Below are 20,475 nucleotides of genomic sequence, written 5' to 3'. Positions count from 1 at the left end.
CGATAAGAAGGCCGAAATGAGCGAAGAGGAGCTCAACGCCCGCCACGCCGAGAAGATGCGCAAGAAGAAGGCCGCGCGCGACAAGATCATGGCGACCAAGACCATCGAAAAGGGGCTCCTGATCGTCCATACCGGCAAGGGCAAGGGCAAGTCGACGGCTGGCTTCGGCATGGTGTTCCGCTCGCTCGGCCACGGCCACAAGGTCGCCGTGGTGCAGTTCGTCAAGGGCCGCATCGAGACCGGCGAGCGCATGGCGCTGGAGCGCTTCTCCGACCTCGTCACCATCAAGCGCATGGGCGAGGGCTTCACCTGGGAGACCCAGGACCGCCAGCGCGACATCGACGCCGCCCGCGCCGCCTGGGAGGCGGCCAAGGACCTGATCCGCTCGCGCGAGCATCGCCTCGTCCTGTGCGACGAGCTGAACATCGTGCTGCGCTACGACTACCTGCCGATCGAGGAAGTCGCTGCCTTCCTGCGCGACGAGAAGCCGGAGGACGTGCATGTCATCGTCACCGGCCGCAACGCCAAGGACGAGCTGATCGAGATCGCCGACCTCGTCACCGAGATGGAACAGGTCAAGCACCCGTTCCGCTCCGGCGTGAAGCCGCAGGAGGGGATCGAGTTCTGATGGCGGCAGGCCGCCGCATCCCCGCCCTGATGATCCAGGGCACCGGCTCGAATGTCGGCAAGAGCCTTGTCGTGGCGGGGCTGTGCCGGCTGTTCGCGGACCGGGGGCTGAAGGTGCGGCCGTTCAAGCCGCAGAACATGTCGAACAACGCGGCCGTGACCAGTGACGGCGGCGAGATCGGCCGGGCGCAGGCCTTGCAGGCGATGGCCGCGCGCGTGCCGCTGTCGGTGCACATGAACCCGGTGCTCCTGAAGCCCGAGACGGATGTGGGGGCGCAGGTCATCGTGCAGGGCAAGCGCGCCGGAACGATGCGCGCGCGCGAATACGGCAGCCGCAAGGCCGAGCTCCTGCCGAAGGTGCTGGAGAGTTTCGACCGGCTCAGCGAGGGCGCGGACCTCGTTCTGGTGGAAGGGGCGGGCAGCCCGGCGGAGATCAACCTGCGCGCCGGCGACATCGCCAATATGGGGTTTGCCGAGGCCGTCGACATTCCCGTCGCCCTGTGCGGCGATATCGACCGCGGCGGGGTGATCGCCAGCCTCGTCGGCACCCATGCGATCCTGCCCGAGGCCGAGCGGAGCCGCATCAAGGCCTTTCTGGTCAATCGCTTCCGCGGGGATGTGTCGCTGTTCGATGAAGGCGTGCGGGAGATCGCCGCGCGTACCGGATGGCGCCCGCTCGGCGTGGTGCCGTGGTTTGCCGATGCTCACCGCCTGCCGGCGGAGGATGCGCTGGCGCTGGAGGAAAGCGACGGCGACGGCTCGGTGAAGATCGCCGTGCCGGTGATCAGCCGCATCGCCAATTTCGACGATCTCGATCCGCTGCGGCTGGAGCCGGGCGTGACGCTGGAGCTGGTCGGGCCGGGCCGGCCGCTGCCGGGCGATGCCGACCTCGTGTTGCTGCCCGGCTCCAAGTCGACGGTCGGGGATCTCGCCTTCTTCCGCGCGCAAGGCTGGGACATCGATCTTGCCGCCCATGTGCGGCGCGGCGGCCGCGTCATGGGCGTGTGCGGCGGCTACCAGATGCTGGGGCGGACGATCAGCGATCCCGACGGCATCGAGGGCACGCCCGGCACTGTCGACGGGCTTGGCCTGCTCGACGTCGACACGGTGCTAACAGTGGACAAGCGCCTTGTCGAGGTGATCGGCCGCCATGCGGCGAGCGGGACAGCGCTTGCCGGCTACGAGATCCATATCGGCCGCACGCAAGGGCCGGACACCTCGCGACCTTTCGCGCTGCTGGGCGAACAGGGCGAGCCGGACGGTGCGGTCTCGGCAAACGGGCGCATCGCCGGCACCTATGTGCACGGGCTGTTCGCGTCGGACACGTTCCGCGCCGGCCTGCTGGCGGAACTGGGCAGCGGCTCGACCCGCGCCTATGAGGGCGAGATCGACCGCACGCTCGACGCGCTGGCCGCGCATCTGGACGCATCGCTCGACATCGAGGCGCTGCTGGAGATCGCCCGCGCGCGGTGAACCTACCCGCCGGCGCGCAGCCAGATCAGCAACTGGTTGTTCGCCGGCATCGCAATGTCTTCCAGCAGGGTCAGCCCCTGCGCTTGCGCCAACTCGTCGAGCGCCTCGAAATCGCGAATGCCGCTCAGCGGGTCGCGCGCCCGCAATTGCGCGTCGAATTCGGCGTTGCTCTTTGTGGTGAAGGCGCCGCGATATTTCATCGGCCCGTAGACGCAGCACAGGCCGCCCGGTGCCAGCACCTCGCCGATACGGGCAAAGAACTGCCCGACATGGGCGAAGGACATGATGTGCAGCGTGTTGGCCGTGAAGACCGCGTCGAAGGCATCGGGCGCGCCGGATGCCGGCAGCGGCCAGGGCGGGGCGGCGACGTCGAGGGCGAGCGGCGGCGGCGTGCGGACAGTCCCCTCGGCCTCCAGTCGCGCCGCAAGCCCCGAAACGGTGCCGGGCAACTCGCTGCACTGCCAGACAAGCTGCGGCAGGGCCGCAGACATGTGCACCGCGTGCTGGCCGGTGCCGCTGCCGATCTCCAACACGCGCCGGCAGCGGGCGAGGTGGGGACGGAGCCCCGCCAGGATCGCGTCCTTGTTGCGCTCGGCGGAGGGGGCGAAGGGAAGCATGGCGGACCTCACAGGAACAGCGGGACGAGCGCGATGGCCGCGACCGCGACCGCCTGCAGCACCATCGCCTGGCGGAACACTTTCAGCGCGCGGGAAATGTCGCCGGCGGTGGCCTCGCGCCGGCCGCCTTCGTTCATGAACGGATCGTCGACCGTATAGCCGGGATAGGCGCGCGGGCCGGCCAGCGCCAGCCCGAGCACGGCGGCCATCGCCGCTTCCGGCCAGCCGGCATTGGGCGAGCGGTGCTTCGGCGCGTCCCGCCGCATCACGGCAAGGCTTTCCTGGAGGCTGCGGCCGTTCAGCGGCGCGGTCAGCGCCATGGCGAGCCCGCACAGGCGGGCGGCCGGCCAGTTCACCAGATCGTCGAACCGGGCCGAGGCCCAGCCGAACGCCTCGTGCCGCTCGGTCCGATGGCCGATCATCGAATCCGCCGTGTTCACCGCCTTGTAGGCGATGAGGCCCGGCAGGCCGAACAGCAGGAACCAGAAGGCTGGAGCGGTCACCCCGTCGGCGGCGTTTTCGGCGCAGGATTCGATGGCTGCGCGGGCAACGCCGGCCTCGTCGAGCTGCTGCGGATCGCGGCCGACGATCATCGCCACCGCCCGCCGTCCGCCGGCAAGCCCGTCCTCCAGCAGGCCGTCGCGCACCGCCGCCACATGCTCGTAGAGGCTCTTCTGGGCGATGAAGATCGCCGCGATCACGGCAACGCCGATCTCGCCGAAGGGCAATGTGCGCAGGATCACCTCGATCAGCACGCCGACCAGCAGCGAGCAGGCGACAAGGCTGGCGAGGAACACCGCGCCATAGATCTTGCGCGCGCGCGGCGAGGCGGCGGGATCGTTGAAATCCTGGTCGGCGATCTCGATCACCTTGCCGATCAGCACCACCGGATGCGGCACCGCTGCCCATAGCCGGCGCGGATCGCCGACAAGCGCATCGAGCACCAATGCCAGCAGCAGCAGGAAGGCGGTGTCGGCGAAGAGCAGCATCGCCTCAGCGTCCCGATGCCACGCCGCTGTCGGCCATGGCGCCCTGCAGCGCGGCTTCGAGCCGGGCCAGCCCCTCGCGCCCGCCGGGCAGGCCGATGCGCAGCCAGGTCGGGGCATAGTCGAAGATGCGCGTCCAGATCCGCTGGCGGGCGAGCGCCTCGTGCAGGCCGGCGGCATTGCGCGTGCCCGCCAGCACGAAGAGCGGCGTGCCGCCGAAGACGGAAAGCCCGTGCATCTGCAATGACAGCGTCAGATCGGCGGCCTCATCCGCAAGCTGTGCCATCATCGCCCGGCGCCAGGCATCATTGGCGAGCGCCTGCGCGCCGGTCTCGATCGCCGGGCCGGAGACGGCCCAGCTTTCCAGCCGCTCGCGCAGCGCGGCGACGATGCTCTGCGGCCCGGCGGCGAAGCCGAGGCGCAGTCCGGCAAGGCCGTAGAACTTGCCGAAGGAGCGCAGCACGACCGCCGGGCGCCCGGTCAGATGCGGCAGCACGCTGGCGCCCGGCACGCAGTCGGCAAAGGCCTCGTCGACGACCAGCATGCCGCCGCGTTCCGCCATCTGCCCGGCCATGTGGCGCAGGCTCGACGGGTCGACCAGCCGGCCATCCGGATTGTTCGGGTTGACGATGACCAGCACCTTCACCTCAGGCGCCAGTTCCGCATGCGGCGAGGTGACCTCGCAGACCCGCCGTCCGGCGCGCCGCCAGGCATCGCCGTGGCTGCCATAGGTCGGCCCGGCGATGGCGACGTCGCCCTGGGGGAGCACATGCGGCAGCAAGGCGATCAGCGCCTGCGTGCCCGGCGCGGCAATGAGCTTCAGGTGGGCGGGCACCTCATAGGCCTTGCGCGCGGCGGCAAGCAGCCGGTCGAGCGCGCCTTGCGAGGGCAGCTCCCGCCAGCAGCGGGCGGGCAAGGCGGGCACGGGATAGGCATGCGGATTGATGCCGGTGGACAGGTCCAGCCAGTCCTCGGCGAGCCCGCCATACCGGGCCATCGCGCCGCCCAGATCGCCGCCATGCTTCATGCGCCCGCCTCCGGTGAGTGATCCTGTTGTTGCCGTCTGCATGACAGATAGACCACGGGGACGGCGGCAGGAAAAACGAAAATGCACATGGCCGGGGAGATCGCGCCGGCAGAGCGGGTTTGATGCGCGGGACAGGCACGCGGCAATCACCAGCCGCAGGGGCGGGCGGCAGCTATATCGGGGACGGACGGGAGGGTGCTGGAGGCCTCGCCCGGAATCGAACCGGGGTGCACGGATTTGCAATCCGCTGCGTCACCACTCCGCCACGAGGCCAGCGGGCAGACTTATCAATCACATGCGAGGCAAGGTCAAGCGGTGTGTCGTGAAAGCGGGATGTTTCCACCATTCTTCAACGGAACCGGAGGCTGCGCCGGGTGCACCGACTGACCGCAGGCCTTGCGCGCACCGTCCTGACATCTCCCTGCGAAGCGCGGCCTGATCGGTGCGGCCTATGCCGCCTGGACCTTGCCGATGAAGGCCTGGATGGCCGCGTCGAGCGCCGCCGAGGTCTGCCCGATCTCCGAACTGGCGGCGAGAACCGCCTCGGAGGCGCTGGCCACCGTCAGCGAGGACTGATCGACGGCCCGCAGGTTGTCGGCGACGGTGCCCGCCCCGTTCGCTGCCGAGGCAACGGCATGGCTGATCTCGCCGGTCGCGGCCTGCTGCTCCTCGATGGCGGCGGCAACGCTCGACGCGATCGTATCGACATCGGCAATCGCGGCATTGATCTGCTCGACGGCGGAGACCGCCTCCTGGGTGCCATCCCGGATGCTGTCGATCTGCAGGGCGATCTCCTCGGTCGCCTTCGCCGTCTGGCCGGCCAGCGCCTTGACCTCCTGGGCCACCACGGCAAAGCCACGGCCAGCCTCGCCCGCGCGCGCGGCCTCGATGGTGGCGTTGAGCGCGAGTAGGTTGGTCTGCTCCGCGATCGAGCGGATCAGTTCGGCGACGGCGCTGATCTTCATGCTGCGCTCGGCCAGCGCCTTGACGGCCTGGTCCGTGGCGAGCGTCTGCTCGACCGCGACCCGCGCGGCCTGGGCGGATCTGGCCACCTGCTCGCTGATGTCCCGCGCCGAGATCGACAGTTCCTCGGTCGCCGAGGCAACGCCCTGCACGGAGTGCGATGTCTCGCTGGCGGCCGCGGCGGTGGCGGCGATCTGCGTTTTCGTCCCGGACGCCGACTGCGCCATCTGGCCGGCCGTCTCGTCCAGGCCGGCGGTTGCCTGTTTCAGCGTTGCGGTCAGGCTCGCTCCGGTCGCGCGGAACTCGGCGACATGGCGGCCGACGGCCTCGGCCCGTGCAAGATCGCGGCGCTGCGCCTGCTCGCGCTCCCTGGCGAGATCCTGGCTTTGGATGGCGGCGACCCGCAACGTGTCGATGGCCTCCGCCATCTGGCCCAGTTCATCCCGGCGTCCCCGCCCGGGGACGAGCGTGTCATAACGCTCCTCGGCAAGGTTTCTGACCGCTTCGGTGAGGGCGCGCAACGGCCGCGTGACGTGCGACAGCACCATCCAGCCCGCGCCGAGGACGATGGCCATGGCGGCGGCCAGCACCAGCCATGACACCCATTGAATGAGCTCCAGCCGCAGGCTGCTCTCCGCCGCCGTTTCGGTCGCCCCTTCGATCTGCACATCGACCAGCTTGCCGATGGCCTCGGTCAGGGGATCGATGATCTGGTAGAGCTTGTCCTTGACGAAGGCGTCGAGGCCGGCGCTGTTCCTGGTGCCCAGGATGCCTTCCAACTCGACGATCGCGGCATCGACACCGGCGATCAGACGGCGCACCTCATCGACATGCGGGCGCTCCGCCTCGTCGATCGTCCCCGAAAGATAGGCTCGAAGATGACGCTCGATTGCCGTCTTGGCTTCGGCAAGCGACTGCAGGCCTTCGTCCCAGCTCCAGTTGCCGTTGCGAACCTTGTGCGAGGCATCGACAACGTTGACGGCGTACATGTCGGAAACGATCTTGAGGTCACGCAACGGTATGACCCGCTCGTCGTTGATCTCGCGCAAGGATTTTTCCGCGGTATCCGATCCCCAGAAGCCGGTCGCTACCACCGCCAGAATACAGGCGAAGAGGGTGACAAGGGTTACTAAAAGTCGCGTGCGGATCGTTAACATTGCAACCTCACGTTACAAAATCTATTGTATTCATATCTATTAAATGGTTAACGGGTGATTGAAAATCTGCTAGGGTATTTCGGAAAAGGCTGGTTTCAGAGTTGTTTAGCAATATCAAAGATATTTAACCGCATAAGCCGAACTCTTGGAAAGCAGGCGAGCCGGACCGCGCTGGTGGAGTGGACGCCAATTTATGTGCAGCGATGATGCCCTCTCGCTGGTCAACCCGGCCTTTCCGGGGCATTCTGGCGCCGGGCACCGTCCTGACATCTCCCTGCGAGGCGCTACCGGCCGGGTCACCGTCCCCGAAAGGCGCAGCGTTTCGCCAGCCAAGGCAGTCGCATGACCATGCCCCTTCCTGGCGGGATCCGGTTCGGCCGGATCGCCGCAACCTTGCCCGTGAGCGATATGACGCGGGCGCTCGACTTCTATGTCGGCGCGCTGGGTTTCACCAAGACGTTCGAGAACGGCAACCCCGTCGGCTTCGTCATTCTCAAGCAGGGCGAGGCGGAGCTTCACCTGACCCAGCAGCCCGACCACCGCGCTGCGCCGTTCAACGTCGCCCATCTAATGGTCGGCGATGTCGACGCGCTGCACGAGATCTGCCGGCGGCAGGGCCTGCGCATCGTCAAGGGCCTGCGCGACAAGGATTTCGGCCTTCGCGCCTTCGTCTTCGAGGACCCGGACGGAAACCGCATCGATGTCGGCCAGCCGCTCGGCTGAGCGGCTTTCGGAAAACAAAACCGGGCGGATCGCTCCGCCCGGCCCTGTGTCGGCTGGCCGTGGCTCAGCCCTTGTGATGCACCTGTTGCAACCCGTAGACCGGCGTCGGGATGCCTTCCATCCGCGCCTTCAACTGCAGCGACAGGAATTGCGAGTAGTGGCGCGACTGGTGCAGGTTGCCGCCGTGGAACCACAGCGCCTCCTGCTGCGTCGGCTTCCACATGTTGCGCTGCTCGCCCTCCCAGGGGCCGGGGTCCTTCGGCGTGTCGGAGCCGAGCCCCCAGACCTTGCCGACCTTGTCAGCGGTCTGCTGGTCGATCAGGTCGGCGACCCAGCCGTTCATCGAGCCGTAGCCGGTGGCATAGACGATGACGTCGGCGGGGATCTCGACGCCGGTGTCGAGCTTCACGGACGTCTCGGTGATCTCCTCAACCTGGCCGGCGGCCAGCTTGATCTTGCCGTCGATGATCAGTTGCGAGGCGCCGATGTCGATGTAGTAGCCCGAGCCGCGCCGCAGATACTTCATGAAGAGCCCCGAGCCGTCCGGGCCGAAGTCGAGCTGGAAGCCGGCCTTTTCCAGCGCCGCATAGAAGTCGGCGTCGATCTCGCGGATCTTGTCGTAGATCGGCTTCTGGAACGTGTGCAGGATCCGGTAGGGGAGCGAGGCGAAGATCAGGTCCGCCTTCGCCGTCGTCATGCCGTTCGCCACCGCCTGCTCGGAATAAAGCGCGCCGAGGCCGTGCTCCATAAGCGGATCGGAGCGGACGATATGGGTGGTCGAGCGCTGCACCATGGTCACGTCGACGCCGGCCTCGTAGAGCGCGGCGCAGATGTCATGAGCCGAGTTGTTCGAGCCGATGACGACGACCTTCTTGCCCTTGTAGCCGTCGGGGCCGGGGTGTTTCGACGAGTGGTGCTGCTCGCCGGCAAAGCGCTCCGCGCCCTTGAACTGCGGGATGTTGGCCTTGCCCGACATGCCGGTGGCGAAGACGATCTGCTTCGGCCGCAGCACCACTTCCTCGCCGTCCCGGTCGACGGTGACGACCCATTCCTTGTTGGCCTCGTCCCATTTCGCCGAGCGGGCGGTGGAGCGCGTCCAGTAGTTCAGCTCCATCACCTTGGTGTACATTTCCAGCCAGTCGCCGATCTTGTCCTTCGGCGCGAAAACCGGCCAGTTCTTCGGGAAATCGATATAGGGCAGGTGGTCGTACCAGACCGGATCGTGCAGGCAGAGCGACTTGTAGCGCTTGCGCCAGGAATCGCCCGGCCGGTCGTTGCGCTCGACGATGATCGTCGGCACGCCGAGCTGCCGCAGCCTTGCGCCGAGGGCGATGCCGCCCTGGCCGCCGCCGATGATCACCACATAGGGCTGCCTGGTATAGCCGAGCGTCGCGGCCTCTTCCTCGCGCTCCTCCTTCCAGGTCTTGGCGCCGGGATTGACCCCGTGCTTGGCGCCGAGCGGACGGGAGAAGCCGGCCTTTTCCTCATGCCCCTTCAGCTCGACCATGGTGGTCAGCAGCGTCCAGATCCGCCCGTCCTTGAGGCGGATCAGGCCATAGCCGCGCGCCACATCGGTCTCGAAGGTGATCCAGGCCTGGGTGACGCCGTCGGCCTCGCTGGCCTCCTCGCCCTCGGCCACCTGCCAGGCGGTCGGCCTGGTGGCGGCAAGCTGCGCCTCCAGCATGTCGCGGACCTCGCCGCGACCCTCTACGGTCTTGATATTCCAAGTGAATGTGACGAGGTCGCGCCAGTAGCACTCCTCGGCGAACATGGTGACGGCCTCGTCGATCCGGCCCGCCTCCAGCACCCCGCCGAACCGGTCGAGAAAGGCCTGCACGCGGGCCGTCGGTGTCTTGTCGAGCATATCGTCTCCTCCCGTTGCTCTAGTGTCCGGGGACGGGGATAAGCCCGCCCGGTGAGGGGGAGATGGCAAGCCGCGTGCCAGTTGATACTGCGCCGAGAGCGCTTTTTTATCAAAGGGTTACATCGGTTGTTGCGCGGCCTGTCGCAGCGTTGCGCAACAGGCCTGCAACACCTGTCGCAGATGCTGCGACAGGCGGGCACGGCTCACCTTGCGCGCACTCCGCCGCGTTTCAGCCAGCGATGCACGGTGGAGCGGTTGACGCCGAGCCGGCGCGCCAGCGCCGAGACATTGCCGCCGCAGGCGGCGAGCTCGCGCAGGAGATCGCCTTCGCCTATCGCATCCGTGCCGCCAAGCGGTGTTGCTGGCGGTATCGGGGCGAGGGTAGGGCGAAACCCCGGCCGTGCGCCCGGCCGGACGATCTGCTCGGGCAGGGCGTCGGGATCGATCATCTCCCCCTCCGACAGAGCGGCGGCGACCTTCAGCGCATTGTGCAATTCGCGCAGGTTTCCCGGCCAGGGATGGGCGCGCAGCGCCATGCGGGCGCCGGGGGAGAGGCGTGGACTGCGCCCGATCTCGGCGGCAATCCGCGCCAGGATCCGGTCGGCGAGCGCGTCGAAATCCAGCCGCTCGCGCAGCGGCGGCAGGGTGAAGGTGGCGGCGTTGAGCCGGTAGTAGAGGTCCTCGCGGAAGCGCCCTTCGGCGACCAGCCGGCCGAGATCGCGGTGCGAGGCGGAGATCAGCTTCAGCCGCACCGGCCGCGTCTTCAGCGCGCCGACCGGCTGCACCTCGCCCTCCGACAGCACGCGCAACAGGCGGCTTTGCAGGGACAGCGGCATGTCGCCGATCTCGTCGAGGAACAGCGTGCCGCCGGCCGCCGCCTCGATCAGGCCGGTCTTGCCGCGCGGCGCCGCGCCGGTGAAGGCGCCCGGCGCATAGCCGAACAGCTCGGACTCGATCAGATGCTCGGGGATCGCCGCGCAGTTGACGGCGACGAAGGGGCCGGGCCGCTCGCGGCTCTCGTGGATGGCGCGGGCGAGAACCTCCTTGCCCGTCCCGGTCTCGCCGTGGATCAGGATCGGGATGTCGAGCCCGGCAAGCCGAGAGACACGCGCCAGCATCGCCTCCATGCGCGGGTCGCCGAAACTGAGGCTGGAGAGCGCGCCCGGCAGGCGGGGGCGGGCGGCCGCCGGCCCGCGCGGCTGCACCACCGGGGCGATGGAACTGGCGAAAAAGGCCGAGCCGTCGCGCGCCCGCAGCACCCGTTCCCGGTCGGCGCCGCCGCGCATGTAGCGGGGCAGGTCGTCGATCTCGATCTCGAAGAACCGGTCGATCCGCTCGCCGACAAGGTCGCGCGCGGTGAAGGCGGTCAGGTTCATCGCCCGCGCCAGCGCGTTGAAGCCGCCATGGGTGATGCCGGTGACGCGCCCCGTGCCGTCGAGCGACAGCGCCGCGTCCGGGTCGACATCGAGAAAGTCCGGCAGGCGCGACAGCCGCAGCACCCAGTCGTTGCGGGTGCGGGAGATCAGGTTGGCGAGCTCGATCCGCCGGGCGGTGGCGGCGACCAGATGCAGCGCCAGTTGCTGGCTGGCCTTGGCGGTGGGCGAGCGCAATTGCGAGATGTCGAGCACCGCGGTGAGGTCGCCGAGCGTGTCGTAGATCGGCGCGGCGGTGCAGGTCAGGCCGATATGGCTGGTGTCGAAATGGTCGTCCTGGTGGATCACCACCGGCTTGCCGGAGACGATGCAGGCGCCCACCGCGCAGGTGCCGGCGCGGTTTTCCGACCATTCGGAGCCGAGATAGAGCCCGGCCTTGCGCAACTGGTTGTCGAAGGTCGGATCGCCCATGAACTCGACGGTAACGCCGCGCGCATCCGACAGCAGCAGCACGTATTTCTGCTCGGCGACCTGGTTGAACAGCGTCTCCAGGCCGCTGCGGCCGATGCGGATAAGTTCCTCCGCCTGCTCGCGGTGCTCGCGCAGCGTCGTCTCCGGAACGATATAGGCTTCCTGCGCCTGCGCCGGGTCGAGCCGGTAGTCGTTGACGCAGCGCAGCCACGACTGGACGACGGGCATATCCCGCCCGCTCGCCCCGCCCATGGCGACGCGCTCGATCTCCCTGATGTGCGACAGGGTCGACACCATGGTTATTTCCTCCCGCTTTGATGCTCGCATGGGCGGGCGCCGCTCACAAGGCGGGAACGGGGGCTTGGTGCCAAAGGAGGAGGAGGGGGACGCGGGACGTCCTGTGCTCAGTCCGGCTTCGACGTGTCCTTGCCGGCAATCCTACAGGCAAGGGCGGGGACAAGTCCGGAGCTCTCCTTGGCCGGCGGACGGGCGAAGCTGCCGCGGTCGGCACCGGTCGGTCGCAGCCGGTGGAGCGAGACGGCCTGCAGGACGGCGGCCTTCACCGGATCGAGGAGCACGGCCGGTACCTCCTCGGTGATCTCGCTGGCCAGTCCGGCGATCGGTGCGCCGCCGAGAATGAGGACGTCGGCGCGGGCCGCGGCGCGGCGGCAGGTCTTAACCAGCGGCACGCGCATCTCCTCCGCCACCGCCGCGATGGAGCCGAAGCCGGCATCCGGCGTGAAGGTGCCGGCGAAGCGGGACCCAAGCCCCGCGCGCGTCACCTGCTCCTCGTACCAGGGCGTGAGCCGGGGAGAGAAGGTGACGAAGGCGAAGCGCTGTCCCAGCGCCAGCGCGGCCAGCATCGCTGCCTCGCAAAGCCCGGTGACCGGCAGGTCGAAGAGCTCGCGCGCCGCCGAAAGGCCGGGGTCGCCGAAAGCGGCGATGACCGCGGCATCGAAGCGCCCTTCCTGCTCCGCCAGCATTTCCAGCACGGCTGCCCCCGCGATCTGGGCCTCCGCGCGCGAGGAAATATAGGGAAAGCCTCGGTTCGCGGTGAGGGGCAGCAGCACGACATCGGCCGGCAGCACCTCGGCGGCACTGCGTGCGAGCCGCCGGGTCAGCGCCTCGGTGGTGTTGGGGTTGAGCAGCAGGAGGCGCATCAATAGCCCAGCCTCCCCGGCAGCCAGGTGACGATGCCAGGAAAGACCATGCAGGCCAGCAGCACGGCATACATCGCCGCGATGAAGGGCCAGCTCTCGCGCACCAACTCGCCCATCCTGACGCCGGTGATGCCGCAGACGACGAACAGCACCACGCCGACCGGCGGCGTCAGCATGCCGATCACCAGGTTGAAGACGAAGAGAAAGCCGAAATGCAGCGGATCGATGCCGTATTGCAGCGCGATCGGATGGAACAGCGGCACCAGCATGATGTAGGCAGCGTTGGATTCCAGGAACATGCCGATGACGAGCAGCAGCACCGCGATGAGGCAGAGGAACAGGAACGGACTGTCGGTGACGCCCTGCATCAGGCCGGCGAGCTTCATCGGCAGCAGGTCGATAGTGAAGAGGAAGGTCACCGTCGAGGCGAAGGCGATCATCGCGCCGACCAGTGCCGAGGTCCTGGCGGCGGTCAGCAGCACCACCGGCAGGTCGGCGAGCCTCAGCTTGCGCGTCACGAAGAAGCCGAGGAACAGCGCGTAGCAGACGCCGACGGCCGCCCCTTCCGTCGGGGTGAAGGCACCGCCGACGATGCCGCCGATGACCAGCACCGGCATCAGGAAGACGACGAGGCTGCGCCTGAGCTCGCGCAGGATGTTGGAGAGCGTCACCGGCGTGCCGGCCAGCGGGTAGTTCCGCTTCCAGGCGATCAGCCAGCACAGGACCATGAAAAGGGCGAACAGGATCAGCCCCGGCACCACACCGGACATGAACAGGCCGCCGACCGAGACGCTGGATCCGGCCATGAAGGCATAGACGATCATCGCGCCGGAGGGCGGAATGATCGGGCCGAGATTGGCGGCGGCCGCGACGATGCCGGTGGAGAAGCCGAGGCCGTATTGCTTGCGGAGCGAGGGCACCAGCGTCGACGACAGGGCCGAGGCGTCGGCGACGGCGGCCCCGGAGACGGAGGCGAGCCCGGCGCCGGCGACGATGGTCACTTGCGCCAGCCCGCCGCGCACCCGGCCGATGAAGGCGTTGGCGAAGTCGACCAGCCGGTCCATGATCCCGCCCTTGAGCATCAGCTCGCCGGCGATCATGAACAGCGGGATCGACATCAAGGGGAAGGAGTTGACCGAATTCATCAGGCGCGGCGCCAGCACGGCGACGTCGATGCCGGTCAGCCAGAGGCCGGCGAGCGCCGCAACGCCGAGCGAGAAGGCGAGCGGCATGCCGAGGAGGGCCAGCACGAGAAAGGTGGCGATGACGAGAAGGCTCATGGCCGGCGCTCCATCGGGACCAGCGCGAGATGGACGAGATGCAGGGCCGAGTGCAGCGCGCCGACGATGACGGGGAAGAAGAAGACGCTCGAGGTGACGTTGAGCGCGCCGAGCCGCTCGGACCAGGTGGCCAGCGCCACGCCGATGGTGGTCCAGAACACGACGCCCATCAGCACGGCGGCGAGCGCGCTGGTCGCCCGCGCCACAAGGCGCTGCAGCGGCACGGGCAGGCGCTCGACCAGGATCGAGATCCCGACATGGGTGCCGTCGCGGATGCCGAGCGGGATCGCCAGGAAGATCGTCCACACGAAGGCGATGCGGCTGACCTCGTCGGCCCAGTCGAACGAGCCGTTGAAGACATAGCGCATCACCACCTGCGCCGACACCACGACCACCATGGCGGCGGCGCCAAGGATCACCAGGAAGCGCGCGCCGGTGTCGGCGCGCGCGAGGATGAAGGTGAGAAGGCGGTCGGGCGCCATCGGGTCACATGCCGAGCTTGGCGGTCTCGGCATCCAGCAGCGTCACCAGCTCCGGAGCGAGGCGGGCCTTGGTCTCGGCGGCGACACCGGCGGTCTTTTCGCGCAAGGCCGCCGCCAGGTCCGGCGAAACCTCGGTGAAGGTCATGCCCTTGGCCGTCAACTGCGCCAGACCCGCCGCGTCCTGCTCGGCCGCCAGCTCACGCTGATAGGCGACGGCGGTCGCCATGGCTTCGCGGATCATCGCCTGCTTTTCCGGGGCAAGGCCGTCGAACCACTTCCGATTGCCGACGACGGAGATGAAGTCGAAGAAGTGGCCGGTGTTGGAGACGTGCTTCTGCACCTCCGCGTAGCCGGCGACGTTGATGATCGCAAAGGGATTTTCCTGTCCGTCGATGACGCCCTGTTCCAAAGCCGAGTAAAGCTCCTTCACGTCCATCGCCACCGGATTGGCGCCGAGCGCGCGGAAGGTGGCAAGGTGCGTCTCGTTCGGCTGCAGGCGGATCTTCAGCCCCTCGATGTCGCCGATGGCGACCACGGGCCGAACGTTGTTGGTCAGGTGCCGGAAGCCCAGTTCCATATAGCCGAGGGAGGTCATGCCTTCCTTCGCCAGCATGTCGTCGAGGGCGGCGCCGACCGGCCCGTCGGCGATCACGAAGGCCGCCTCGCGGCTCGGGAACTGGAAGGGCAGGCCGATCACCTCGAGTTCGGAGACCGTCCGCGTCAGGTAGGCGGTGCCGACCCACATCATCTCGATGGCGCCGATCTTCACTGCCTGGACGTTTTCGGCCGCCCCGCCAAGCTGCTGCGCCGGGAAGACGTTGACGTCGATCTCGCCGCCGGACAGGCGTTCGAGCTCTTCCTCGAACTTCGCGATGGCGAGCGAGGAGGAATGCTCGGTGGCGAAATTGCCGGCGACGCGGATCGTGTCCTTGGCGTCGGCCATCGCGGCCGACAATACGAGGGCGGTGGAGGCGACAAGCGGGAGAATGGCTTTCATGGCTGGGTGCTCCAGGGTTGCGGCGACGGAGGTCCGGGGCGGTTTCGCGCCCGGCCCGAAGGCGCGGGCGGCACGGGAGCGGATCACCGAGGCGATCTCTTCCAGTGTGGCGGCATGCTCTTCCAGCGCTGGCGCGGCAAGGCGGCGCTCGAAGGTGGCAAGCAGGGTCTCAAGGTCCGGCACGCGGTGCAGGGCGATGATGAAAGGATGGGAGAAGCGCGCGCGATAGGCGGCGTTGAGGGCGCGCAGCCGGGCCGCGTCGGCGGCCGTGAGCGCCAGCAGGCCGAGACGCGCCTGTTCGCCGGTCGAGGCGTCGGTCATGCGACCTTCGGCTGCTTCCGTGCCGGCGAGCTCGGGATGGGCGGAAAACAGCCGCCGCTGGCGCTCGGGGCAGGCCGCAAGGATGGTGTCCGCCAGCGCGGCGGCAAGCTCCGCATCGTCGGCGAAGGGGCGGCGGTCGACGGTCAGGTCCACCACCCAGGGCGAGCGCTCGACCAAGGGCTCCAGCAGCGCAAGCGCCGTTTCGCGGGGGGCCGAGTTGAGCAAGTCGAGGGCGGAGGTCATGGCGGCCCTTTGCCGTCCGGTGGCTGACAGATTGAGGCTAGCCGGCCCTCGTCATTGCAATCCATGACATTATCGACAATCCTGCATTCTAGAAATCAGGATGGCCCATGTCGCTGCACCTCGTCCCCCGCGGTCTTCACTATGTCGAGGCCGTCGCCGAGCACGGCTCGATCCAGGCCGCCTCGCGCGCCATCGGCATTGCGGCCTCGGCCATCGACCGCCAGATCAAGCTGCTGGAGGACCGGCTCGGCGAGCAACTGTTCGACCGCATGACCACGGGCATGACCCTGTCGCCGGTCGGCGAGATGTTCGTGGTGCTGGCGCGGCGCTGGCGGGCGGACGAGAACCGCCTGTGGTCCGACGTCAAGCAGATGCAGGGCGTCAGCCTCGGCCATATCCGTCTGGTGACGATGGACAGCCTCGTCAATGGCGTGCTGCTGCGCTTCCTGCACCATGTGGCCGAGGTGTATCCGAGGGTGCGCATCGATGTGGAGATCGCAACGCCCGACGATGCGCTGACCGTGCTGGACCGGGGCGACGCGGACGTGGCGCTTGCCTTCAACCTGCGCCCGCATCGCGACCTGCATGTGGTGTGGAGCGCGGAACTGCCGCTGCACTGCGTCGTCGCGCCGGGCCATCCGCTGGCCGGCATGAGCGAGGTGAGCCTTTCCAGGGTGCGCGACCAGGCGATCGTCGTGCAGAGCCCGTCGCTGGCGATCCGCCGCATGCTGGAGGCGCGGCACGGCTGGATGTTTTCGGAAAACCGCCCGCCGGTGGTCACCAACTCGCTGCAACTGCTGAAGCAACTCGTCGTCTCCGGCAGCCATGCCGCGCTCACCTCCGAACTCGACACGGCGCAGGAATTGCTGGACGGACGCCTCGTCGCCATTCCGGTGACGGGCCAGAACGTGGTGCCGCAGAGCATCGCGCTCGCCATCAGTTCCCGCCGCGCGCTGCCACGCATCGCCGCCCGCGTCGCCGATCTCCTGGTTGCCGATGTCGCGGCCATGCTCGCCGAGGTGCGGGCGCGCAACTCGTTGACCTGAAAAGCAAAAGGGCCACCCCAGGGCGGCCCTTCGCGTGTCCGGTGCGGGAGGCGGGGGCGTTACAGCCCCAGCCCGCCGACGCAGGCATATTTGATGTTGAGATAGTCCTCGACGCCGTATTTCGAGCCCTCGTTGCCGACGCCGGAGTCCTTGACCCCGCCGAAGGGCGCGACCTCGGTGGTGATCAGCCCCTCGTTGACGCCGACGAGGCCGTATTCCAGCGCCTCCATGACGCGGAAGGCGCGGCCCAGATCCTGGGTGTAGAAGTAGCAGGCAAGGCCGTATTCGGTGTCGTTGGCCCGCGCCACCGCCTCGTCCTCGGTCTCGAAGCGGAAGAGGGGCGCGAGCGGCCCGAAGGTCTCCTCGCGCGCCACCTTCATCTCCGATGTGGCACCGACGACCAGCGTCGGTTCGAAGAAGCGGCCGCCATTGCCGTGGCGCGTGCCGCCGGCAAGCACCTTGCCGCCCTTGGCGAGCGCGTCGGCAATGTGCTCCTCGACCTTTTCCACCGCCTTGCCGTCGATCAGCGGTCCCTGCGTCACGCCCGCTTCCAGGCCGTTGCCGACCTTGAGTGCGGCGATGGCGGCCTTGAGCTTTTCGGCGAAGGCGTCATAGACGCCGGCCTGCACATAGATGCGGTTGGCGCAGACGCAGGTCTGGCCGGAATTGCGGAACTTGGAGACCATCGCCCCTTCGACCGCCGCATCGAGATCGGCGTCGTCGAAGACGATGAAGGGCGCGTTGCCGCCGAGCTCCATCGAGATCTTCTTCATATGGGCGGAGGCGTGGGAGGCGAGCTTCTTGCCCACTTCCGTCGAGCCGGTGAAGGTGATCTTGCGCAGATGCGGGTTCTCGCACATCTCCGCCGCGATCTCGGCGGCCGAGCCGGTGAGGACGTTGACCACGCCGCGCGGGAAGCCGGCTTCCTCGGCGAGCGCGGCAAGGGCGAGCGCGGAGAACGGCGTCTGGCTCGCCGGCTTGATCACCATGGTGCAGCCGGCGGCAAGCGCCGCGCCGAGCTTGCGCGAGATCATCGAGTGGGGGAAGTTCCAGGGCGTGATCGCGCCGGTGACGCCGACCGGCTCCTTGGTCACCAGGATGCGCTTGCCGCGCCAGGGCGAGGGGATGATGTCCCCGTCGATGCGCTTGGCCTGCTCGGCGAAGAAGCGGACATATTTGACGCCGAGGGCGATTTCGCCCTTTGCCTCCGCCAGCGGCTTGCCCATCTCGGTGGTGAGGATTTCCGCCAGCGCGTCGTGATTGGCAAGGATCGCGTCGCACAGCTTGTGCATCAGGGTGGCGCGCTCTTCCGCCGTCGTCGCCTTCCAGTCCTGGAAGGCGAGATAGGCGGCCTCGATGGCCCGCGCCGTCTCGGCCCGGCCGCAGCGCGGCACGGTGCCGATGATCTCGCCGGTCGCCGGATTGTCGACCTCGATCACCGATCCGGTGTCGGCATGGGTCCACAATCCGCCGATATGGCAGGACTGCCTGAAAAGCCTGTGGTCGCTGATCATGCTTGCGCTCCCGTTGTTGTTGGCGGGCCCGTGCGGGCCGGCCCTTGTGCTGTCGCGGCCGCATGCGCGGGAGGCGGCCGGTATCTCGTGCGAGGGCCCTGGGGCGAGGCCTTGCGCAGGTCCTGCAAGGCGGTGCACCGGCGAGGGACGGGGATCTGGAATGCCCGGCCGCGCGCCACCCGTCGACCGGGATTCTTGAGCAATCATAGGCATCCGGCCGGCAACCAGCAACGCAAAGCCGGGAGATACCCCCAGCCGGCGGGGCGCGTTTCGCGGCGTGCCGGGGCCGCGACACGCGCGGCTTTCCCCTTTTCGCGCGGGACGAAGCGGTCTAAACGGCGGGAAGACCCGGCGCGCTGCCGCCGCCGGCCCCCACAGACGAAAGCTCGCCATGACCTCCATGACCTCCATGATCTCCCTGACGCTGGACGAGGCCGGCGCGCTGGCCCGCGCCGCCCTGATCGCCGCCGACACCTCGCCGGAAAACGCCGAAGCCGTCGCCCGCGCCCTGGTTGCCGCCGAGGCCGACGGCCAGGCCGGCCATGGCCTGTCGCGCGTGCCCTCCTACGCGGCGCAGTCGCGAAGCGGCAAGGTCGACGGCCATGCGGTGCCGGAGTTCTCGCGCCCCGCGCCGGCCCTGCTGCGGGTCGATGCTGGCCTCGGCTTTGCCTATCCGGCCTTCGATCTGGTCATCGACGCGCTGCCCGGCATCGTCGCGGAGACCGGCATCGGCCTTGCCGCCATCCGCCGCTCGCACCACTTCGGCCAGGCCGGCGCCCATTGCGAGAAGCTGGCCGAAAAGGGCCTCGTCGCCTTCGTCTTCGGCAATGCGCCGAAGGCCATCGCCCCCTGGGGCGGCAGCAAGCCGCTGTTCGGCACCAACCCGATCGCCTTCGCCGCGCCGCTGTCCGAGGGGCGGGCGCCGCTGGTCATCGATCTCGCCGTCTCGCGGGTGGCGCGCGGGCGCATCCTGTCGGCGCAAAAGGCCGGCAAGTCGATCCCGGAAGGCTGGGCGCTCGACGTCGACGGCAACCCGACGACCGATGCCGATGCCGGCATGGCCGGCACGATGATCCCCATCGGCGAGGCCAAGGGCGCGGCGCTGGCGCTGATGGTCGAGGTGATGGCCGCCGCGCTGGTCGGCGCCAGCCTTGCCTTCGAGGCCTCCAGCTTATTCACGGGCGAGGGGGCGGCGCCCGACCTCGGCCAGACGGTGATCGCCATCGATCCGGGCCTGAGTTCCGACGGGGCCTATGGCGAGCGGATGGCGACGCTGGTCGCGGCGATCGAGGCGCAGGACGGGGTGCGCCTGCCGGGCTCGCGCCGGATCGAGGCGCGCGCCCGCGCCGCCCGCGAGGGGGTGTCGATCCCGGCGCCAATCCACGCGGAAATCATCGCGCTCGCCGGGGACAACTGGCGCGAGGCGTGAGGCGCGCGCGCCGGCCCCGGGTAGAAGGCGCCCCGGCCGGCGTGAGGCGGGAAGCGCCGCCTCCCTCTCTGGTGTCATGCCTGCGAAGGCAGGCATCCAGTATCCGCTGGGGAGCGTGGCAAGGCCGCCGGCGGATGCGTCTTTGTCCCGGCGCCGAGGCCTGAGCCGCACGACCTGTGGTTACTGGGTCCCTGTATGTCCGGGCTGTGTCATGATGCTTGCGGGACGGAGGCCGTTGGGCCCCTGGTCGTTGTGAGACCGTGAGCCGGCATTGGCCCCGTCCCGCTTCGCATGATCAACCTGAACAGTTGCACGAGGCTGGTTGCATCAGACCTCGCATCACAGGGACAGGCCTCATGACTATATTCGATCGCTACGTGGGATGCGATGTTTCCAAGGATTGGCTGGATCTCTTCGACCCGGCCGAGGGCCGTGTGCGGCGGATCGACAACACGGCTGCGGCCGTGCAGAAGTGGGCCGGACCGGTCTTCGGCTGGGCCGAAACCGGGACGACAGCCGGAGGTGATCGCGTGCCATCGCACGGCCCTCGCCACGCGCTCCCGAAAGACACCATGACCGCCGTGGCTCGCCGGTTCCGTTGGGGTGGACGGCCCCCATCCGGCGCCGTTTTGCGCCAAGATGATGGTCCCAACACATCGAAGGAGCCGCCCAATGAACGAGATTACGCGCATCGGCATGGACACGTCCAAGCATCTCTTCCA

Annotated in this window: 16 protein-coding genes, 1 tRNA gene and 1 pseudogene; 6 read left to right on the top strand and 12 right to left on the bottom strand. The window is 68.4% G+C overall.

Annotated elements, in window-relative coordinates:
- Nucleotides 1-16: 16 nt before the first annotated feature.
- A complete protein-coding gene (gene cobO, locus P2PM1_RS21715) occupies nt 17-628 on the top strand; it encodes a cob(I)yrinic acid a,c-diamide adenosyltransferase (RefSeq protein ID WP_186400591.1) in 612 nt (203 codons plus the stop codon).
- Nucleotides 628-2,100, top strand: coding sequence for a cobyric acid synthase (locus P2PM1_RS21710; RefSeq protein WP_244301593.1), 1,473 nt, complete (start codon nt 628-630; stop codon nt 2,098-2,100). Before cobO ends, P2PM1_RS21710 begins: the two co-directional genes overlap by 1 nt.
- A 2-nt stretch (nt 2,101-2,102) precedes the next feature.
- Here the strand turns inward: P2PM1_RS21710 and P2PM1_RS21705 are convergent, their stop codons facing one another.
- From P2PM1_RS21705 to P2PM1_RS21685, 5 genes are all read right to left on the bottom strand, one after another.
- Entirely contained in the window at nt 2,103-2,717 is a 615-nt protein-coding gene (locus P2PM1_RS21705) for a DUF938 domain-containing protein (RefSeq protein WP_186400519.1), read from the bottom strand.
- An 8-nt stretch (nt 2,718-2,725) separates the two neighbouring features.
- The gene (gene cbiB, locus P2PM1_RS21700; protein ID WP_186400518.1) at nt 2,726-3,706 is read right to left on the bottom strand and encodes an adenosylcobinamide-phosphate synthase CbiB; all 981 of its coding nucleotides are present in this window, start codon (nt 3,704-3,706) and stop codon (nt 2,726-2,728) included.
- 4 nt (nt 3,707-3,710) lie between these two features.
- On the bottom strand, nt 3,711-4,730 hold the full coding sequence (cobD, locus tag P2PM1_RS21695; protein ID WP_186400517.1) for a threonine-phosphate decarboxylase CobD: 1,020 nt from the start codon (nt 4,728-4,730) through the stop codon (nt 3,711-3,713).
- Between the two features lie 199 nt (nt 4,731-4,929).
- A tRNA-Cys gene (locus P2PM1_RS21690) sits at nt 4,930-5,003 on the bottom strand.
- A 176-nt stretch (nt 5,004-5,179) separates the two neighbouring features.
- Complete coding sequence (locus P2PM1_RS21685) at nt 5,180-6,850, bottom strand: methyl-accepting chemotaxis protein (protein WP_186400516.1); 1,671 nt, start codon at nt 6,848-6,850, stop codon at nt 5,180-5,182.
- Between the two features lie 342 nt (nt 6,851-7,192).
- Between P2PM1_RS21685 and P2PM1_RS21680 the strand changes: the two genes are divergently transcribed.
- Complete coding sequence (locus P2PM1_RS21680; protein WP_186400515.1) at nt 7,193-7,573, top strand: glyoxalase superfamily protein; 381 nt, start codon at nt 7,193-7,195, stop codon at nt 7,571-7,573.
- A 64-nt stretch (nt 7,574-7,637) separates the two neighbouring features.
- Here the strand turns inward: P2PM1_RS21680 and P2PM1_RS21675 are convergent, their stop codons facing one another.
- The 6 genes from P2PM1_RS21675 to uraD form a co-directional block, all read right to left on the bottom strand.
- Nucleotides 7,638-9,437 carry an NAD(P)/FAD-dependent oxidoreductase gene (locus P2PM1_RS21675; protein ID WP_186400514.1) on the bottom strand — a complete coding sequence of 600 codons (1,800 nt, stop codon included), beginning with the start codon at nt 9,435-9,437 and terminating at the stop codon, nt 7,638-7,640.
- 203 nt (nt 9,438-9,640) lie between these two features.
- The gene (locus P2PM1_RS21670; RefSeq protein WP_186400513.1) at nt 9,641-11,578 is read right to left on the bottom strand and encodes a sigma-54-dependent Fis family transcriptional regulator; all 1,938 of its coding nucleotides are present in this window, start codon (nt 11,576-11,578) and stop codon (nt 9,641-9,643) included.
- 107 nt (nt 11,579-11,685) lie between these two features.
- On the bottom strand, nt 11,686-12,441 hold the full coding sequence (locus tag P2PM1_RS21665) for an aspartate/glutamate racemase family protein (protein WP_186400512.1): 756 nt from the start codon (nt 12,439-12,441) through the stop codon (nt 11,686-11,688).
- Nucleotides 12,441-13,721 carry a TRAP transporter large permease gene (locus P2PM1_RS21660; RefSeq protein WP_186400511.1) on the bottom strand — a complete coding sequence of 427 codons (1,281 nt, stop codon included), beginning with the start codon at nt 13,719-13,721 and terminating at the stop codon, nt 12,441-12,443. Before P2PM1_RS21660 ends, P2PM1_RS21665 begins: the two co-directional genes overlap by 1 nt.
- Entirely contained in the window at nt 13,718-14,203 is a 486-nt protein-coding gene (locus P2PM1_RS21655) for a TRAP transporter small permease (RefSeq protein ID WP_186400510.1), read from the bottom strand. The genes P2PM1_RS21660 and P2PM1_RS21655 overlap by 4 nt, the downstream gene beginning before the upstream one ends.
- Before the next feature lie 4 nt (nt 14,204-14,207).
- The gene (gene uraD / locus P2PM1_RS21650) at nt 14,208-15,764 is read right to left on the bottom strand and encodes a 2-oxo-4-hydroxy-4-carboxy-5-ureidoimidazoline decarboxylase (RefSeq protein WP_186400509.1); all 1,557 of its coding nucleotides are present in this window, start codon (nt 15,762-15,764) and stop codon (nt 14,208-14,210) included.
- 107 nt (nt 15,765-15,871) lie between these two features.
- Here uraD and P2PM1_RS21645 point away from each other — a divergent pair, with 107 nt between their 5' ends.
- Nucleotides 15,872-16,810 carry a LysR family transcriptional regulator gene (locus tag P2PM1_RS21645; protein WP_186400508.1) on the top strand — a complete coding sequence of 313 codons (939 nt, stop codon included), beginning with the start codon at nt 15,872-15,874 and terminating at the stop codon, nt 16,808-16,810.
- A 59-nt stretch (nt 16,811-16,869) separates the two neighbouring features.
- Here the strand turns inward: P2PM1_RS21645 and P2PM1_RS21640 are convergent, their stop codons facing one another.
- Nucleotides 16,870-18,324, bottom strand: a complete 1,455-nt coding sequence (locus tag P2PM1_RS21640) for an NAD-dependent succinate-semialdehyde dehydrogenase (RefSeq protein ID WP_186400507.1) — start codon at nt 18,322-18,324, stop codon at nt 16,870-16,872.
- A 400-nt stretch (nt 18,325-18,724) separates the two neighbouring features.
- Here P2PM1_RS21640 and P2PM1_RS21635 point away from each other — a divergent pair, with 400 nt between their 5' ends.
- A complete protein-coding gene (locus tag P2PM1_RS21635) occupies nt 18,725-19,753 on the top strand; it encodes an Ldh family oxidoreductase (protein WP_244301597.1) in 1,029 nt (342 codons plus the stop codon).
- A 356-nt stretch (nt 19,754-20,109) separates the two neighbouring features.
- Nucleotides 20,110-20,475: pseudogene (locus tag P2PM1_RS25275) on the top strand (hypothetical protein); the annotation flags it as partial.

The organism is Stappia sp. P2PMeth1 (assembly GCF_900185735.1).
Lineage (GTDB): Bacteria > Pseudomonadota > Alphaproteobacteria > Rhizobiales > Stappiaceae > Stappia.
This window is presented reverse-complemented; position numbering and strand designations above follow the sequence as displayed.